This window comes from Phreatobacter cathodiphilus (assembly GCF_003008515.1).
Taxonomy (GTDB): domain Bacteria; phylum Pseudomonadota; class Alphaproteobacteria; order Rhizobiales; family Phreatobacteraceae; genus Phreatobacter; species Phreatobacter cathodiphilus.
Map to the genome: position 1 here is coordinate 4079143 of NZ_CP027668.1, position 16488 is coordinate 4095630.

Consider the following 16488-nt stretch of genomic DNA (forward strand, 5'->3'; position numbering starts at 1 on the left):
ATGGGCAGAACGACGATGGTCGTGGCCGGCTCCGCCAGATTCTGGGCAAGGCGCTGCGCCCTCGTCTGTCTGGTCGCTTCGTCCGCTATCGGGATGGGACAGGCGTGGGGGCAAGCCATGCAGGGCAGGGCTCAGTCGGCTGACAGCGTGAAGATCGTCGGAATCGGAGCCTCATCCTGCGCGGACTTTCTGCAGGGTGTCACAGCCGACCCAGCGGCAGAGCGGGACTACATTGCCTGGGCCCAGGGCTTCATGAGCGGCGTGCTGCTGCGCGCCCCGACCGGCCGGGATGTGGACCTCGACCTGCTGCCGCCGCAGTTTCCCCTGGCGCGTCAGGCGGAGTTCCTGAGACGATACTGCGAGGCCAATGGGGCGCGTGACTTCAGCGACGCGGTTATCGAGCTCTATCGTACTCTGAGAATGCCACCGAGCTAGCCCGCGAGAACCACGTCGGAGGTCCGAACCATGGCAGGTGAGGCTGACCGCGCCGAAGCGCATGATCACGATCGCGGACAATCCGTGACCGCTGCCAACGAACGACGAATCCGCCTCGTCTTCATCTTTACCACCACCTATGCGGCGATCCAGGCTGCCGGCGGCTGGTTTTCGGGGTCGCTCGCACTCATCGCCGATTCCGGGCATATGGTGTCCGATGCCGCGGCCCTGCTGCTCGCGCTCATCGCCTACCGCGTGGCGCGTCGGCCTGCCGATGGCACCCGAACCTACGGCTTCCATCGCGTCCGCGTATTGGCGGCGCTGGCCAATGGAGCAACCCTGCTGCTTCTAGTCGTGTGGATCGCATGGGAGGCGGTTCAGCGCATCAATGCTCCGGGCGAGGTGCTGGCCGGACCGATGCTCGCCGTCGCCGTGGTCGGCCTGCTGGTGAACGTCGCCGGCGCCTACCTGCTCTGGTCCGGCAATGCGTCGGACAGCAATCTGCGGGGCGCGCTCCTGCATGTGCTGGGAGATCTGGTCGGGTCTGTTGGCGCGATCGCGGCGGCTATCGGGATCATGCTGACGGGATGGGCATTGCTCGACCCTCTGCTGTCGGTGCTGGTGGCTGGCCTCGTGGTGCGCTCGGCATGGACGTTGGTATCCGACTCCCTGCGCGTGCTGCTTCAGGCGACCCCTCGCGGCGTCGATGCCACGCAGGCGGAAACCGGTATCCGATCCTTGCCCGGCGTCGCCGAGGCCGGGCATTTTCACGCCTGGACGCTTGCAGACGAGACCATCGTTGCGACCGTGCATGTTTCTGCCCGCCCCGATGCTGATCCATTGGCGCTTCCGCCGGTCGTTTCGGACTGGCTCAAGGGCCGCTACGGGATAGAGCATGTGACTGTTCAGGTGGACCCGTTGGGACAACTGGTCTCGCGAGGCGATTGACCGGATGTCCGCATTTCGCCCGCGAGCGGTAGAAAATTGTGCTGGTTCAATTGCTTGTTCTCAAGCTCAAGAATTTCAAAGAATGTCGAGAAGGGCCTTGATCCTCTAGTCACTAGAGGATTTAGAAGATTTGCCGAACATCGTGGAGAGCACGGAATGTATGGCAACCAAACGCGTATCGGCAGGCTGGACACAATCATTCCCGTCCTGGTCATTGGCGCGGCTCAGGCGGGCCTCGCGGCAGCATACCGCCTTCAGCAGAGTGGTATCGATTTCCGTATCGTGGAGGGGGCTGGTCGCATCGGCGACAGCTGGCGCAAGCGCTATGCCTCGCTGACGCTGTTCACGCCGCGTCGGTTCAGTGCCCTGCCAGGCCTCGGCCTCGATGGAGATCCCGAGGGCTATGCCACGCGGGACGAGTTCGCCGACTATCTGGAGCGCTATGCGGATTTCCACCGCCTGGCGGTCTCGACAGGAACGGGCGTGGAAAAACTGAGCCGTCGCGCCGACGGAATGTTCTCGGCTTTGCTGACGACGGGAGAAACCGTGCTGGCAGGCAGTGTCATCGTCTCCACCGGCGGCTTCCAGCGGGCTGTCGTGCCATCGGTCGCCGCCGGCCTCGACGAAGGTGTGAACCAGCTCACATCGGAGACTTATCGGGAGCCATCGTCTGTCGCGCCCGGTACGGTGCTGGTGGTCGGGGACGGCGCAAGCGGCCGCGACATCGCGGCCGAGCTGGCTGCAAGCCACCGTGTGCTACTCGCGACCGGCAAGCCGCGCCGGCTATTCCCCGAGCGAATTCTCGGTCGCAGCATCTGGTGGTGGCTGTCCCGGACTGGGTTGATGAACGCGGGACGCGAGTCGTTCATCGGGAGCCGCATGCGCCGTGCCGATCCATTCCCCGACCGCGATCGCAGCTTTGCCAGCCTCGAGAGGCGCGGCGTGACGATCGTTCCGCGCCTCGACCAGACCGCCGGACGGCAGGTTCAGTTCGTCGGGGGCCGGACGGAGACAATCGACGCGGTCGTCTGGGCTGTCGGCTATCGCGACGAGGCGGCCTGGATTGCAGTCCCCGGAGCAGTGGACCGCGGCGGCCGCTTCATCGAGCGGGACGGTGTTTCACCGGTACCCGCCCTTTACTTCGTCGGCCGCCCCTGGCAGCGCAATCGCGCATCCGGCCTCGTCATGGGCGTCGGCGACGACGCGGGCGTGATCGTCGAAGCGATCGCGGGCGGCCGTCATCCGGCAGAAGCCCGGGTTCCGCGAGAAATCGCTCCAGTGACTTTGGCTTGCCTGTAATCCGGAGGGAAGGCTTGACCATGACCCAGGCGAACGAAACGACCCGGTTCCGCGTCGGCGGCATGGATTGCGCATCCTGCGCCGCGAAGGTCGAGACGGCCGTCAGGCGCCTTCCGGGCGTCGGCGATGTGACGGTTTCGGTCATGTCCGGCTCGCTCGCGGTGAGCCACGACGGTTCGCTCGCGACCGACGCGGTCGAACGCCAGGTGAAATCGCTCGGCTATTCCATCGCGCGGACCGCTGGAGCCCAGAAGAAAGGCGAGCAGCCTGCCCATGGCTGTTGCGCGCATGACCATGCCGGCCATGGGCACGATCATGCCAAGAGCGCGCACGACCATGACAGGAGTGAACGCGACCATTCCGAAGGCGCGACGGCTCGGGCGACGCCGACCGGGCATCCCGGTCACGACCATGCCGGCCATTCGCATCTCGACCTCGATGATGGTCCGTGGTGGCGCAGTCGCAAGGCGATGCTGACCATCGGTTGCGGTGCGGCACTTGCCGCCGCCTGGTTGCTGGGGCAGCTCGTTCCGGTCGCCGGCCATTGGGCCTTTCTCGTGGCAATGGCCGTCGGTCTGGTTCCCATCGCCCGTCGTGCTGCGATGGCGGCTGTCGCGGGCATGCCCTTCACCATCGAGACGCTGATGACGATCGCGGCCGTCGGTGCGGTTTTCATCGGCGCGACGGAGGAGGCCGCTGCCGTGGTCTTCCTGTTTCTCGTCGGTGAACTGCTCGAAGGTATTGCCGCGAGCCGCGCCCGCTCCAGCATCAAGGGTCTGACGGCCCTCGTGCCGAAAACCGCGTTGGTCGAGGAGAACGGCACGACGCGCGATGTCGCTGCCGATGCCCTGCAGCCGGGCATGACCATTCTCGTGCGGCCGGGCGACCGCATCGCCGCCGATGGTGAGATCGTCTCGGGCGAAAGCTCCATCGACGAAGCACCCGTCACCGGCGAGAGCACACCGAAACGCAAGCAACAGGGCGACTCTGTTTTTGCGGGCACGATCAATGCCGACGCGGTGCTGCGCGTGCGGGTGACCGCGGCAGCCGAGGACAACACCATCGCGCGCGTGGTGAAGCTGGTCGAGGAGGCGCAGGAGAGCAAGGCGCCGACCGAGCGCTTCATCGACCAGTTCTCACGCTACTACACGCCTGCAGTCCTCGTGATCGGCGCGCTGGTAGCGCTGGTTCCGCCGCTGTTCTTCGGCGGTATCTGGTCGGAATGGATCTACAAGGGCCTCGCTGTGCTGCTCATCGGTTGTCCCTGTGCGCTGGTCATCTCCACGCCGGCGGCCATTGCGGCGGGCCTGGCCGCCGGTGCGCGGCGCGGCCTTCTGATGAAGGGCGGTGCTGTCCTGGAGGGCCTGCGCAAGGTGACCACCGTGGCGCTCGACAAGACCGGCACGCTGACCGAGGGCAAGCCCGTTGTCACCGACATCGTCGGGTTCGACCGCCCCGGGACGGAGGTCTTGTCGCTTGCCGCTGCACTGGAGACGGGCTCCAGCCATCCGCTTGCGGCCGCCATCCTCGCCCGTGCCAAGGCCGACACGGTAGCCGTCCCGCCAGCCAGCGATGCGCGCGCGGTGGCCGGCAAGGGTGTCGTCGGCAGCGTCGGGGGCCGGAACCTGTTCCTGGCCTCGCCGAAGGCTGCCCACGAGACGGCGCCAATGACGTCCGATCAGGACGCGGCGGTCAGCGCCTTCAACAACGAGGGCAAGACCGTGTCGGTGCTGCTGGTCGACGACCGGATCGCCGGTCTCCTCGCCATCCGCGACGAGCCTCGGGAGGACGCTGCCGCCGGGCTCCGGGCATTGACGGATGCCGGCATCGCCACGGTGATGCTCACGGGTGACAACGAGCGAACAGCGAGGGCCATCGGCGGCAATCTCGGCATCGCCGTGCGCGCCGGCCTCCTGCCCGTGGACAAGCAGCGCATCGTTCGCGAATTGCAGGATAAGGGCCAGGTCGTGGCCAAGGTCGGCGACGGCATCAACGATGCCCCAGCCTTGGCTGCGGCCGATATCGGCATCGCCATGGGTGGCGGCACCGATGTGGCGCTGGAGACGGCCGACGCTGCCGTGCTGCACGGGCGCGTCCGCGACATCGCCAACATGATCGAGCTGTCGCGCCGGGTCATGCGCAATATCGGCCAGAACATCGTGATGGCCCTGGGGCTCAAGGCGGTGTTCCTGGTCACGACGGTTGCCGGCCTCACGGGATTGTGGCCGGCGATCCTCGCCGATACCGGGGCGACCGTTCTGGTCACCGCCAACGCCATCAGGCTGTTGGGGACACGGCTGTCCTGAGGCCGTCTTCGGCTCACAGTTCAGGCCCGAGGCCGCCGGGTTGAAGCCCGGCGGCTGCTTTTCCGTATATGGCTCCGTTCGCTGATGCCGGCGGGTGGGCGAAGGACACGCGATGAAAGTGCTGAGAGTGATCCGGTATGCCGCTTGGGGGGCCGTGGCGCTCGCCGTCCCGCTCGCCCTCGCGCTTGCCCTCGGCTGGTGGCAGGTGGACGGGCCCGGTCGTCCGGCGGCCAGTCGTCAGGAGCCGGTGCATGCCGTCGGCGGACCGTTCAGCCTTACCGATCATCGAGGCCGCGCCGTCACCGAGCGGGATTTCCGTGGCCGGCCACTCCTCGTCTTCTTCGGCTTCACCCATTGCCCGGACGTCTGCCCGACGACCCTTTTCGAGGCGTCGGAGTGGGTCAAGGCAGTCGGGGCGTTGGCGGACCGGGTCCAGATCCTGTTTGTCTCGGTCGATCCGAAGCGGGATACGACGGAAATCCTCGGTCAGTACATCCAGTCCTTCGATCCACGCATCATCGGCGCCACGGGCACGAAGGACCAGGTCGATGCGATGGTGGCCGCCTATCGCGCCACCTATCGTCTGGTTCCGACAGGCGGCGACAACTACACCGTCGAGCACTCCGCTTCGGTGTTCATGATGGACAGCACCGGTCGCTTCGTCGGTACCATCGACTTCCACGAGCAGCGAGACATCGCGGTCGACAAGGTCCGTCGCCTCGCAGGCCTGTAGTTCACCTTTATGAGGGTGAGTCTGCCCCTCTAGCCCGTGGCGAAATCGACGAGCAGCTTGAGGTTCAGGGCGACGATCACTGCGGCGATCAGCGCGGCGAACGCGATAAGCCAGCGGGGCGCGACCAGTGGCCCCATCTTGCGGCGGTCGGCTGTCAGCATGACCAGCGGAATGACCGCGAAGGACAATTGCATGCTGAGCACGACCTGGCTGAGGATGAGCAACTGGGCGGTGCCGCTCTGCCCGTACCAGATGGTGACGCCGGCTGCCGGGATGATCGCGATCAGCCGGGTCGCCAGTCGCCGGAGCCATGGCGGTAGCTTGATGTGGAGGAACCCCTCCATCACCACCTGCCCGGCGAGTGTGGCAGTGACGGTCGAATTGAGGCCGCAGCACAACAGCGCGATGGCGAACAGGGTTGGAGCGACCGCCAGACCGAGCAGGGGCGCGAGCAGGTTGTGCGCGTCACCAAGTTCGGCGATTCCGGTTCTGCCGGTGGCATGGAAAGCAGCCGCCGCCAGGATCAGGATGGAGGCGTTGACGAGAAGCGCGAACATCAGCGCAACCGTCGAGTCGATCGTTGCGAACTTCAGGGCCTCGCGCTTCTCCTCGACCGTTTCACCGTAAGCCCGGGTCTGTACGATCGCCGAGTGCAGATAGAGATTGTGAGGCATGACGGTCGCCCCGAGGATGCCGAGCGCCAGATACAGCATTTCAGGGTTCCGGACGATCTCGGTCGTCGGCGCAAAGCCGCGGATGACCTGACCCCAGTCGGGGTTGGCGAGCGCGATCTGCACTCCGAAGCAGATGGCGATCACGAGGAGCAGCGTAATGATGAAGGCCTCGAGCCAGCGAAAGCCCTTGCGCTGCAGCCAGAGGATCACGAACACATCGAGCGCGGTGATGACGACGCCGATCTCAAGCGGGATGCCGAAGAGCAGGTTCAGGCCGATTGCGGTTCCGATGACCTCGGCGATGTCGGTCGCAATGATGGCGATCTCCGCCAATAGCCAGAGCGGATAGGAAGCCCAGCGGGGAAAGGCATCGCGGCAGGCCTGGGCAAGGTCGCGGCCCGACGCGATCGCCAGGCGCGCGCAGAGCGACTGGAGCACGATCGCCATGATGTTGGACACCAGGGCCACCACCAGCAGCGTGTATCCGAACTTCGAGCCGCCAGCGAGCGAGGTCGCCCAGTTGCCCGGGTCCATGTAGCCGACAGCCACCATGTATCCCCGGCCGAGGAAGGCGGCGGCCTTCCGCCAGGTTCCAGCGGGTACGGGAATCGAGCGATGGACATCCGACAAAGCGGCATCGCCACGGGGACGGCGCCACGAGGAAAGCTCGAACGCGGAGGACATGAGCAGCGCCTCAGTATGCAAATGCGAATTATTTGCATCATGGGAAGGCGCGTACCTGGGAAGGCGCGTACCTTTGTCAAGTGACGGAGTATGGGACGGACGCCAAAAGGGGGATGGACGTTTACGACGCCAAGTACCAGATTGAGATCGAGGGAAAATTGCAGGCTAAGCATGCGGATTGTCGATTCAATACTTAAAATATATATATATCTAAGTTGATTTAAATGAAATTCTGTAAAAATGCGCGGATTTAATTTGTTTTGCGGGCATTTTTAGAAGTGTTGCGTGGTCGCGAGTGTGGGGTGGCTGAATAAAAGTGGATGATGGCGGTTCCGCAGTGGCCCAACTATCGATTGGCCTCGGCTTCGGCGGCGACGTATTGTCGGACGGCCGTCGCCTTTGGGTGCCGCCGGTAGGCGCCGACTTTGCCCATGGGCGCCTGGTTCTCCGAGTCGAAACGTCGCTGTCAGACGTCGTCGGTGCACGCGAACTCGACCAACTTCCCGACGGACGCGCACTGCCTCTGTTGATCCTGCCGGAAGGGAACCGACAAACCGGAAGATGTTGGCTTGGCAGGAGGAACACTTTTTCGAATGGCACTACATTGCTACCAGCAAGCTTACACGAAGCGCTTTCGTCGGGCGCCTGCGCGAAGAGAGCCTAAGCAAGCACATTTTGCGCCTGCGTTGCCCATGACTGGCGGATCATCGAGAGTTGCGGGTCGGCCAATATGCCCACCACCCCCACACGAGGCTCGGCGAGCTAATCTTTGGCAAGTGCACCACTCGAGACAGAATGGAGTCCGATAGTGACCAGTGGACATCAGGGGAAAGGTCAAAGCACTCTGGTGTACATTGCGGCCAAGCGGGCCTGCGGTAGTGCCCCATGGCGAGCGCCAACATCTGCTTGCGACGAGGTGGCGAAGGTCAGCTACGCAGGCGCTCAACTGACTCCGAGCTGGTTTGTCAGTAGGTGAAAACCTGTTCGCGCGGACCGGCATGCCGGGCCGCGCCGGTCCTGCGTTTCCTGTCGCATCTGACGGTCCTCGTACTCAAGCGCGAGATAGAATCCTGCAAAGTATTCGACCTCCAACTGCCAATGTCCAATGTCGCCGAAGACGACCGCTCCCTGGACGAGCGTCGGGACGTCAAGACGTCGTCGAGGCTCTGATCTGACGGACGGTGTGACGGTCCATACGCTTGGAGAAGCTGATCACAGATGCGGCCCTCAAGCGGCATCAGGGTAGTAGTGCTTCACAGCAGGATGGTTTCTCAGGGCCTCGGGACGATAAGGGCCCCACCCCGAACACTGCGGCACTTCCGGCAGCGCAAACCGGTCAAGCACTGATTGGTGCAGCGCGTGTGCCGGTTTGACGTCGCGGATTTTCACACTCCACCCGGTGATGCCGAGACGGTGCCGAATCCATTCGGGAACTTTAGCCTCGACCTGATCGTGACCACCGGCAACTTCACAATGCTGCAGACCGCCTGGGTTGGGCCGCAAGTACAACGGAATGCCGAGGGTTCCGCTGCCGGGCATGCGCTCCCCGTTGACGAAAACAGGCCCGATTCTAAGGGGTTGGGGAACCGATAGCGCTTCCTCGATCATCCACTGCAAAGAGATGTCCGATAGCCGGGATTCCGTCTCAGCATAGCTTCCGCCAATGTCGGAATGGTTGCCGGGGAACCACCGCTGATCCAGGCGCGTCACGCCATCGACCGTGTCGGCCGCCTGAACTGTATTGCCCCAGCCGACGCGCGCGAAGTCTGCGCGGTTCTCATCAATCGCATTGGCGGCTCGGGCGTAACTGACAAACCGGCTAAGCAATCGATCGAAATGTTCTCCCTTCCACTGCGCAAGGTGCGAGCTGGAATCGCCCTCCTTTGGAAAGTTGAGAATGGTCTTCTGGATGTGCCGGTTTTGGCTTCGATAAAGTAGGAGGGCAGCGCCCAAGCCGCCTGCGAGGATGGCGAGCAGCAATATGATCCAGAATGGGCCTCCAAGTAGCCAACTGCCCAAGCCGATGAGGCTACCTGTCAGAACGCCCGTCAAGATTCCGAGGCCGATCGAACCGGCGTAGAGCGCAGCTTGGATGCCAACTCGCAACCAGCCCTGAGCGCCTAGCGCCGCCACTGTGTCAAAGACACCGATGAAATACGGCGCTGCATTCGACCGATGCACCTCGCCAGTGGGGTGATGCGAGCCGTACTTCTCACGGAAGCGCCGAGCCATTTCCAGACGCTCGTCCTCAAACTTCGCGCGTGGATGTCCTGCGCCGTGTTCCAGCACGGAGGTTACGGCTTCCTCAGCAATCAGACGGATTGTGCGACGGAATCGAGGTAGGGAATTGTCGCCATTCTTCATCGGGACACCGCACAGCATCAACAGGTTGGCGATGCTCCGCGCTGTATAGGCACCGCGGCTAAAGCCGAAAAGGAATATGCGGTCGCCCGGCTCGTAGTGGTTGATGATGAACTCGTAGCAATCGGCAATGTTGATGGTGATGCCCCTGCCGTCGACATTGGCCAGCAGTTTTCTCACCTTCCTGCCGATGTTGGTCCACCCCGTCGCGGAAGTCTCTGTGCCCAAACCGGGATCGTAGAACACTACCTGCTCAAATGGATCAATCGCGGTCTCCGGCGCGATGCGACAGGTCCTGTACATCTTGTAGATGTTGCTCCAGTGCTGTTCTGGGCGAACGCCTCCATCCTGGCCGGTGCCATCGGAGAAGACCACAATGTTCTTGGGCATTTGTTGTAATCCCCATCTAGCGACCAGCATAGCCGATTCGCTCGAACGGGTTGGCAGCAGCGGGTCTATGCAGAGACTGGTTGAGTTCTCGCCGCAGCCTGCAGCTCCAGCCTTACATCGCCATCTTCGACGAACATGCGGCCGGCTCGCCCCATCCAGGGCTCAGGCCGAATGCACCGGACCCAGTCTGCGAACGAAGGGATGAAGCCGAAGCCCTCGATGCAGTGCTGTTCGCCGATGAGGTGGACTGGGATGGCGCGACCGACCTGTTGGTGATGGTCACCCCGAATACTCGCTCGGCGAGGAAGATGCCTTCGGCGTGATGACGAAGGGCCCTGTGGCGGAAGTCCGCGATGATGGCCTCGGACTCGTCGAACCCGGCATGGATCGCGATGTAGTCCTCAGGCGCGCCGCCGAACTTGCGGGTCGAGGAGACAGCGTGGTGGTAGCTGTGAGCCATGGTCCGGGTCCCGTCAGAGATCGTGGCCGTGGTGCTCGCTCGCCTCGAACCGCTCGTGGTAGTCGAGACGAATGGTGCCGGCCCCGATGTCGAACTTAAAGGTGCCGTAGGCGCCGACATCGATCTCCCAGCCAGCATGAGTTTGTTCGAGGCAATCGTAGACGAAGGCTTCCACGGCATCGCGAAGGTTGTGGACGTTGTGTTCGACGGTCAGGCCGTCCTGGCTCGGCGTTGCGAGCGACACGAAGAAGTCGGTGGGCTCGAGCGGCCAACCATCGGCGCCGAGGTACTCGACGGCTTCGATCTGGCCGCTGTCCCCGGCGCCGTCGAAGGTCACGTTCACGGTCGCGACGCTGGAGAGGGCGAGCGGTTCGAACAAAGCTGTCTTGTTGGCGGGACGAAGCGCCTCGGCGAGCGCAGTGCGCCGGTCGATCATGGCGCGGTAGTCGGCAAAGCCGTTGTCGGCGGCGGGCATGGCGATCTCGACGAGGCGCGAGGCATGGGGCCCGGCGCCTGACGGCACCGGGCAGGTTTGATGCTTGGTTGCTGAAGACGCTTTAGGCGGCCTTGGCGTCACTCGCCGCCGTCGAAGTTACCTGGTCGATGGTCCCGGCAACCGTCCGACGAACCTTCGCGGCAGCCGTCGTGGGGTTGTCGTTGGCGGCGGGCGGGACTGTTGCCGGCGGCGGCGGGGTCATGGCCCAAAAAAGCACGCGGCCGAAGTCGCAGTAGCGGTCCCAGAGCTTTCGTGCGGGCGAGACGGCGCCAGCCATGGCCATGGCCTCGATGATCGTCTCGATGGTGACGCTCATGAAGCCGACGCGGTCGACGTCGTCCTTCGGCTCGGGGTTGGCGAGCTCAGCCTGATAGGCCTTGAAGGCGCCCTGGACACGGCGATTGAGCCGCGGTCCGATGCCGATGAAGAGCGCCTTGCCGACGACGCCGAGGTCGACGGCGCGCTGAACCATCATGTGCTCCCGCCAGAGTTGCTCAAGGGCAGTCGAGCGGAGGACCATCGCGTCGGGGTCGCGGTAGAGACGAACCTCCCGTGACGCTTCATCGTAGCGCGGCCGGTGGCGGGCGACGGGCCCAGACATGCCCTCGGAGTACTTCACCTCGATGAAGACGGTGGCCGGCTCCCCATCGGGCGTGATGACCTGGAGGGCGGCGTCGAGGGCGGTTCCATCGTCGAGGAAACGCGGGTCGCGCCGGCCGGGTGACGTCTCGAAATCGATGCGCTCCACGGTCTGGACGAAACCCGGCAGGACGGCCGCGAAGACCTTGGTGGCGAGGTCGAGGTCGAGTGCGAGGGGCCCAAGCAAGTTGAAGCACAGCGGCATTGACGAAAGCGCATTCGAATAGAGCCGATCCTCGTCGATCATGGCGCCTTCCTCACGAAGCATGAGGGAGTGCCGAACGAGATCGAAGACCTCCGACGAGATGAAGTTCTGGCCGGCGCGGGCAGCGTCGAGACGAAGCCGGGAGCCCAGCTTGATGTGCTTGGGCTTCGGCTCGTCAGTGACATGAAAGCCGATCGGAATGCCCTGATCCTCACGCCAGTAGGCGGCCAGGAGCCGGGCGGCAGACCGGAAGCGCGTGTCAGTGGAGATAAAGGCGTGGTGGCGCCGAAGAATGCCTTCCGGAACCAGCGGAACACGAACCGGCTGGGCCATCGGCGCGGCTGAGGTGCACCCTTCGTCACGAAGGAAGTCGGGCAGCGTGCCGGGCTCGGAGACGAAGCTCGTGGCCGGGGTGGCCGCAGCAATGGCGGCGATCGTCTTGGACAGGGCGCGGGCGGAATTGGTGGGCTTGGTCACTGAAGGCTCCTTCTCGAAGGCCGCCGGCAGGGCGACGCTGGGAAGGATTCAGAGATGAGCTGCGGAAGTTCACATAAATGGCGGCCGGGTGAGGTGGCCGGCGTCAGAGGTGGTCAGACAGGCAGATCACAGAGACAGAGTGGCAGTCAGAGAGGGTGGTGTTGGCGACGGCGGCGGCGTGGTGGCGGTGGCGGAGTATCGGAGGGGCCTATTGTCGAAATTTAGTTCTCGACTAGCTGTTTCGACACCTCATCAAAGCGAGAACCCATAGCGTTTCGCGGACATTCGATCGCCCCATATCCTTCATTGCGACCCTGGTCGTCGACCCCGCGACCAGGGTCGCAATGAAGGCGATGGGTCAGCCGAGCCCACCAAGGCGCGGAGATGTCGATTTCACGCATAGGGCGAAAAGAGTCGAAGGATATATTTAATCGCGCGATATTTCGTATCAAATTTGCAACACATGGAATAAGTTGGAGATTTTCGGCAATTTCTCGGGGCCTCATCTGAATTAATGCCGCGGACATGACGCGGCGGTCTCGGCCTGCCCAAAAAGGGCGGCCGGACAGTCATGCAGGAGCTCCGCAACAAAAGCGTTGCAAGGAGCAACTTTGATGACCACGCCCTTCCATGCCACGTCGAAAACACTGCCGTTGTCGGGCACGTCTGACCCGTCCCGAGAGAAGGCTGTGGGTGGTACCGAACCCCGGCAGTCAATCAACGCAGACGACGAGGCATCTTCGAATTCCAAGGTCGAGTTGCCCGAGAATCCCACCTTCGATGAGGGCAACTCCGGCATGACTTTAGTCGACCCCAGCGAGGTCTCAATCGACATGGTCGATGGCCTGTCGGACGCAGCATTGACCGGCAGCGGTCCGAACGGCGACGAGGGCGCCGATGACGCTACGAGAATGCTCGATATCGATCAGGTAATCGTGGCGGAGCATTTCGCGCGTGAGAATCTGCAGGTGTTTGCTGACGACACCATTCGGCGCGTGACCGATCTGAATTCGGCTAGCAATCGCGGTGAAATGGCGCGCTACCTCAAGCAGGATCGCGTCGACGATTATTCGGTGGTCGATCACATCGCCAGCGAGTTGAAGAAGGCCGATCGAGGACGTCCGATCGCGGAGCTGCGCCGGGCCTTGAGGCACTTCAAAAAGGAACGCAAAAAGTCGCGTGAGGCCGAGATTTTGGAACGGGCCTTCGGGCCACTCTCACAAGCGGAAAAGGCCTCAGCTGCGACGAGTTGGGAGCGCTTGGGTAGACTGTTCGAAACGGGTTCCGAACTCGCTGTTCCGGTGATCAAGCATTTTATCTGGCAAGTCGGCCAAAAGGTCCTGGGGCGGCCCGTCACCAACCACTTGATGCCGGTTATCTACAGTCGGTCTCAGGGCAGTGGGAAGACGACATTTGTGATGCGGTTAATTGGGCCGATGCAGGAACTGGCGTCCGATCCGGTCGCGCTCAACGACATCGCAGATATCCGCAGCGGCAGCATCTTCGAGTTTCCGGTCATCCCCGTGGACGACATGGAGAAGATGGACCCTAAAAAGATGACGACCTTTAAGGCAGCGATGACCGCAAACGCTATGCGCCGCCGCCGTCTGGGATCCTCATCCACGGTCAAGGTGCGTCAGCGCGCGACCTTTATTGGAACAGCGAACCATACGGCAGATGACCTCGTGATGGATGATACAGGGAACCGCCGCTTCGTGACGCTGACGTTTCGGAACGGCAATACCGACACGGGCGGTGAGGCGGATGTCTGGGAAACAGTGAGTTCTCTTGACTATCGGCTCCTATGGCGGTCGGTCGACCCGTTCCAGCAGAGCCCCCTTAATTCGCATCTGGGAGCTCTTGCCGCTTATCAGTCACGACATAGCCCCGTTGGGCGCTTGCGCGCCTGGGCAGTGCAACTCGATCTGAACTCTGAGGTGGTGCTCAACTGCACTCCGCGAGGAGGAATTCCGTCGCGCAAGCTCTGGCAGCTCTATGTTGATCAGACTGGCAGCGAGGTTTCCGAGACGTGGTTCTCACGGACGCTGTCCCAGCTTACGACCGATCCGATGGTGCCCTTCGACAACAAGTACTCGACGGGCAAGGTACGAATTTGGCCGATCAAATCCGATCACTTACCGTCAGGCTGTTCAGCGTGATGGGCGCTACCGCCGGCGGCTTAAATGCCGCCGCCTGTCGCTTCGTTATTCCAAGACTGGCTTCTGCTGCAATCCAACGCGTCAAGGCCATCATCCCCGTAAAACCTGCCAAACCTGTCAGACCCGCCCCGGTCGAGCCTTGGACCACGCGTATGAGCCTTGCCGCAAAGTACCGCCCTCAAACCTTCGGTGACGTCTGGGGTCAGCCCACTGTGGTTCGCGTCCTATCGAGCCTCATCCAACGTCGCGTCGGCGCCAGTATTCTCCTTCACGGGGCGGTTGGTTCGGGCAAGACAACCATGGCCCGGATCTATGGGCGCGGCTTGAACTGCTCAGCGCCCTCCGCTGATGGATCGCCCTGTCTCAGCTGCCAGCATTGTGCGGCATCCGACAAAGAGATCGGATTTTATGAATATGACGTGCCGGCACGGGGAGGGACCTGGCACGCTATCGACAATTGGCTGCGCACCGATGAGCGCAATCCGCGAAACTCAAAAGGCTTTGTGGTCTATTTCCTCGACGAGGCGCACCGACTGGAGCGCGAGGCTGCCGAGGGTCTGCTCAAGCGCATCGAGGATGAGGACGAGACGCGCCGTCAGGTGTTTGTTTTCGCGACGACCGAGCCTGGCAGATTGTCCGCTGCACTGAGATCACGCCTCATCGAACTGGAGGTCCGGCCGCTCGACCTCGAAACGTCAGTACGCTTCGTGTCTCAAGTCGCACGCGATGCCGAAATCGCTTTCGATCCGGCAGTTGTAAGACTCCTCGCCGGGCTTAAGAACGGACACCCTCGCAATCTTCTGTTTGGCCTTGAGCAACTGCAATCTCTCGGGAACATAACCCTCGCCGAGGCTAGGCGGCATTTTGACGTCGACCACTTAGAGGTGTTGCGGAACTATGTTGCCGCCGTCGCCGACATGGACTTCGGCGAAGCTCTTAGTATTCTCAACGCCTGGAATGAGGAAGGGCGAGACAAGGTCAGCTTCGTTCACGCCCTGCTTCTCTCGACCTACTTCAATGACATTTTGCGACGGCCGCTGCAGGCCAATCCACTGCTGGACTCACTAACAGCGGGTGAGCGAGCCCACCTCCTAGCGCCATTCCTGAAGCTGTTCGGCGCGACGTCGCCGGTGGACCTACGTCCATACTGGCTGGAAATGATGCGGTTCTGGCGAACTTCTCAGCAAGCTCCGGATGAAGAAGCGGCACTCTTGCTGTTTGCTGATTTCCACATTCTGCTCGCGGAATTGGCGGAGAGAAAGTCGGAGGCCGTAGAGAGGGCTGCGGTGTCATCGCAGAGCGAGAATTCGATATCGCCTCTGGCCAAGCCGCCTGTGCTGAAGCAGGTCAACGGGCCAGGACACGGTTTTATCACCCAAGCGGACGTTGCCCGCGTCATCAACTACGCGTCGTACCTGCCACAGCTTCATGGCGTCTGGTTCAATTCCCGTGTGAAATTGGGCCCGATTTTGCGGAACGACATCAACGAGAGCGAGGCGCGGAAGCTTCATGAACAGTTCTGGATAGAATTCGAGGACCGGGTGGATGTGTCAGCCAACCCTTCCTTTGCCCGCCTATCGGTCGCCGAACGTGAGGATGGAGGGTTCGTATCCTACAGCGCACTTCACATTCCGGCGGCCGGCGGCGCGGAGATATTGCAGGAATTGAGAACCTGGGCGCGGAACTGGAGATCGAGAACACAAGATGCTGAATTGGTGTTCGAGTTTGATGTCAAGCTTGAGACCGCGCCGCCCAAGATCGCGAAATTCCATTGGGGCTCTGCGCTGCTGCTATGCGGCGGCATGGCTGGGAACCTTCGAGACCAAGACAGTGATGGCAGCGAGCGGGATCTCCGGGACCTCATCGGCCTTCCAAGAACAAAAAAAATGCGGCGCGATCCATCGCGGCTCCAGTGCGACCCAATAGTCACGGCGTCTGGAGGCCTCTCGGAGGCTGCAATCGAGCTGGCGTCGCGGCTTTCAATGGCGCCGATCTCAGCGTTCGACGCGAAGGCTTGGGGCCATCTTCGCGATGGCTGGGAAATCGAGGAGTACCGTGATCGTAGGGTCGAAACGGCTCGCCGTGCGCAAGCGCTTCGGATAGCCGAGCTTGCAGGAGCGACGCCCGAAGACTTGGCGCTGATTCAAGCCTCGTGGGAAGGTCCATTGTATCGGCCGCGCCAATGGCGAGGCTGGTGGCAGACCGGCAGGGGAGTTTGATCC

The 16488-nt window shown here is 62.6% G+C and carries 11 protein-coding genes and 1 pseudogene; 7 read left to right on the top strand and 5 right to left on the bottom strand.

Features of this window, described 5'->3' with window-relative positions:
- From C6569_RS19585 to C6569_RS19605, 5 genes are all read left to right on the top strand, one after another.
- On the top strand, positions 1-435 hold the full coding sequence (locus C6569_RS19585; RefSeq protein WP_245898165.1) for a hypothetical protein: 435 nt from the start codon (positions 1-3) through the stop codon (positions 433-435).
- Positions 436-519: 84 nt separating this feature from the next.
- Entirely contained in the window at positions 520-1383 is an 864-nt protein-coding gene (locus C6569_RS19590; RefSeq protein ID WP_245898166.1) for a cation diffusion facilitator family transporter, read from the top strand.
- Between the two features lie 156 nt (positions 1384-1539).
- Positions 1540-2682, top strand: coding sequence for a flavin-containing monooxygenase (locus C6569_RS19595; RefSeq protein WP_106750446.1), 1143 nt, complete (start codon positions 1540-1542; stop codon positions 2680-2682).
- A 20-nt stretch (positions 2683-2702) separates the two neighbouring features.
- Positions 2703-4988: a heavy metal translocating P-type ATPase gene (locus C6569_RS19600; RefSeq protein ID WP_106751153.1), complete on the top strand. Its 2286-nt coding sequence runs from the start codon at positions 2703-2705 to the stop codon at positions 4986-4988.
- 112 nt (positions 4989-5100) lie between these two features.
- Positions 5101-5721 (top strand): SCO family protein, encoded by a 621-nt coding sequence (locus tag C6569_RS19605; protein WP_106750447.1) that lies wholly within the window; start codon positions 5101-5103, stop codon positions 5719-5721.
- A gap of 29 nt (positions 5722-5750) precedes the next feature.
- Here C6569_RS19605 and C6569_RS19610 read toward each other — a convergent pair whose 3' ends face one another.
- The 5 genes and pseudogenes from C6569_RS19610 to C6569_RS19630 all read right to left on the bottom strand — a co-directional run bounded on the left by C6569_RS19610 (position 5751) and on the right by C6569_RS19630 (position 12107).
- On the bottom strand, positions 5751-7079 hold the full coding sequence (locus C6569_RS19610) for an Nramp family divalent metal transporter (RefSeq protein ID WP_106750448.1): 1329 nt from the start codon (positions 7077-7079) through the stop codon (positions 5751-5753).
- A 1227-nt stretch (positions 7080-8306) separates the two neighbouring features.
- Positions 8307-9830 (bottom strand): DUF2235 domain-containing protein, encoded by a 1524-nt coding sequence (locus C6569_RS19615; protein WP_106750449.1) that lies wholly within the window; start codon positions 9828-9830, stop codon positions 8307-8309.
- Positions 9831-9895: 65 nt separating this feature from the next.
- Positions 9896-10290: pseudogene (locus tag C6569_RS19620) on the bottom strand (DUF6915 family protein).
- Between the two features lie 13 nt (positions 10291-10303).
- Entirely contained in the window at positions 10304-10765 is a 462-nt protein-coding gene (locus C6569_RS19625; protein ID WP_146144850.1) for a DUF6878 family protein, read from the bottom strand.
- Positions 10766-10847: 82 nt separating this feature from the next.
- Positions 10848-12107 carry a PGN_0703 family putative restriction endonuclease gene (locus C6569_RS19630; protein ID WP_106750451.1) on the bottom strand — a complete coding sequence of 420 codons (1260 nt, stop codon included), beginning with the start codon at positions 12105-12107 and terminating at the stop codon, positions 10848-10850.
- Between the two features lie 614 nt (positions 12108-12721).
- Here C6569_RS19630 and C6569_RS19635 point away from each other — a divergent pair.
- Together C6569_RS19635 and C6569_RS19640 are read left to right on the top strand one after the other, a co-directional pair.
- Positions 12722-14266, top strand: coding sequence for a VapE domain-containing protein (locus tag C6569_RS19635; protein WP_106750452.1), 1545 nt, complete (start codon positions 12722-12724; stop codon positions 14264-14266).
- The gene (locus C6569_RS19640; RefSeq protein WP_146144851.1) at positions 14221-16485 is read left to right on the top strand and encodes an AAA family ATPase; all 2265 of its coding nucleotides are present in this window, start codon (positions 14221-14223) and stop codon (positions 16483-16485) included. The genes C6569_RS19635 and C6569_RS19640 overlap by 46 nt, the downstream gene beginning before the upstream one ends.
- The last annotated feature ends 3 nt before the right edge of the window (positions 16486-16488 follow it).

Excerpts from the sequence above, each read along its gene's own strand:
- C6569_RS19600 (WP_106751153.1), top strand. The coding sequence starts at position 2,703 with ATGACCCAGGCGAACGAAACGACCCGGTTCCGCGTCGGCGGCATGGAT.
- C6569_RS19635 (WP_106750452.1), top strand. The coding sequence starts at position 12,722 with ATGACCACGCCCTTCCATGCCACGTCGAAAACACTGCCGTTGTCGGGC.
- C6569_RS19610 (WP_106750448.1), bottom strand. The coding sequence starts at position 7,079 with ATGTCCTCCGCGTTCGAGCTTTCCTCGTGGCGCCGTCCCCGTGGCGAT.
- C6569_RS19585 (WP_245898165.1), top strand. The coding sequence starts at position 1 with ATGGGCAGAACGACGATGGTCGTGGCCGGCTCCGCCAGATTCTGGGCA.
- C6569_RS19605 (WP_106750447.1), top strand. The coding sequence starts at position 5,101 with ATGAAAGTGCTGAGAGTGATCCGGTATGCCGCTTGGGGGGCCGTGGCG.
- C6569_RS19625 (WP_146144850.1), bottom strand. The coding sequence starts at position 10,765 with ATGCCCGCCGCCGACAACGGCTTTGCCGACTACCGCGCCATGATCGAC.
- C6569_RS19595 (WP_106750446.1), top strand. The coding sequence starts at position 1,540 with ATGTATGGCAACCAAACGCGTATCGGCAGGCTGGACACAATCATTCCC.
- C6569_RS19615 (WP_106750449.1), bottom strand. The coding sequence starts at position 9,830 with ATGCCCAAGAACATTGTGGTCTTCTCCGATGGCACCGGCCAGGATGGA.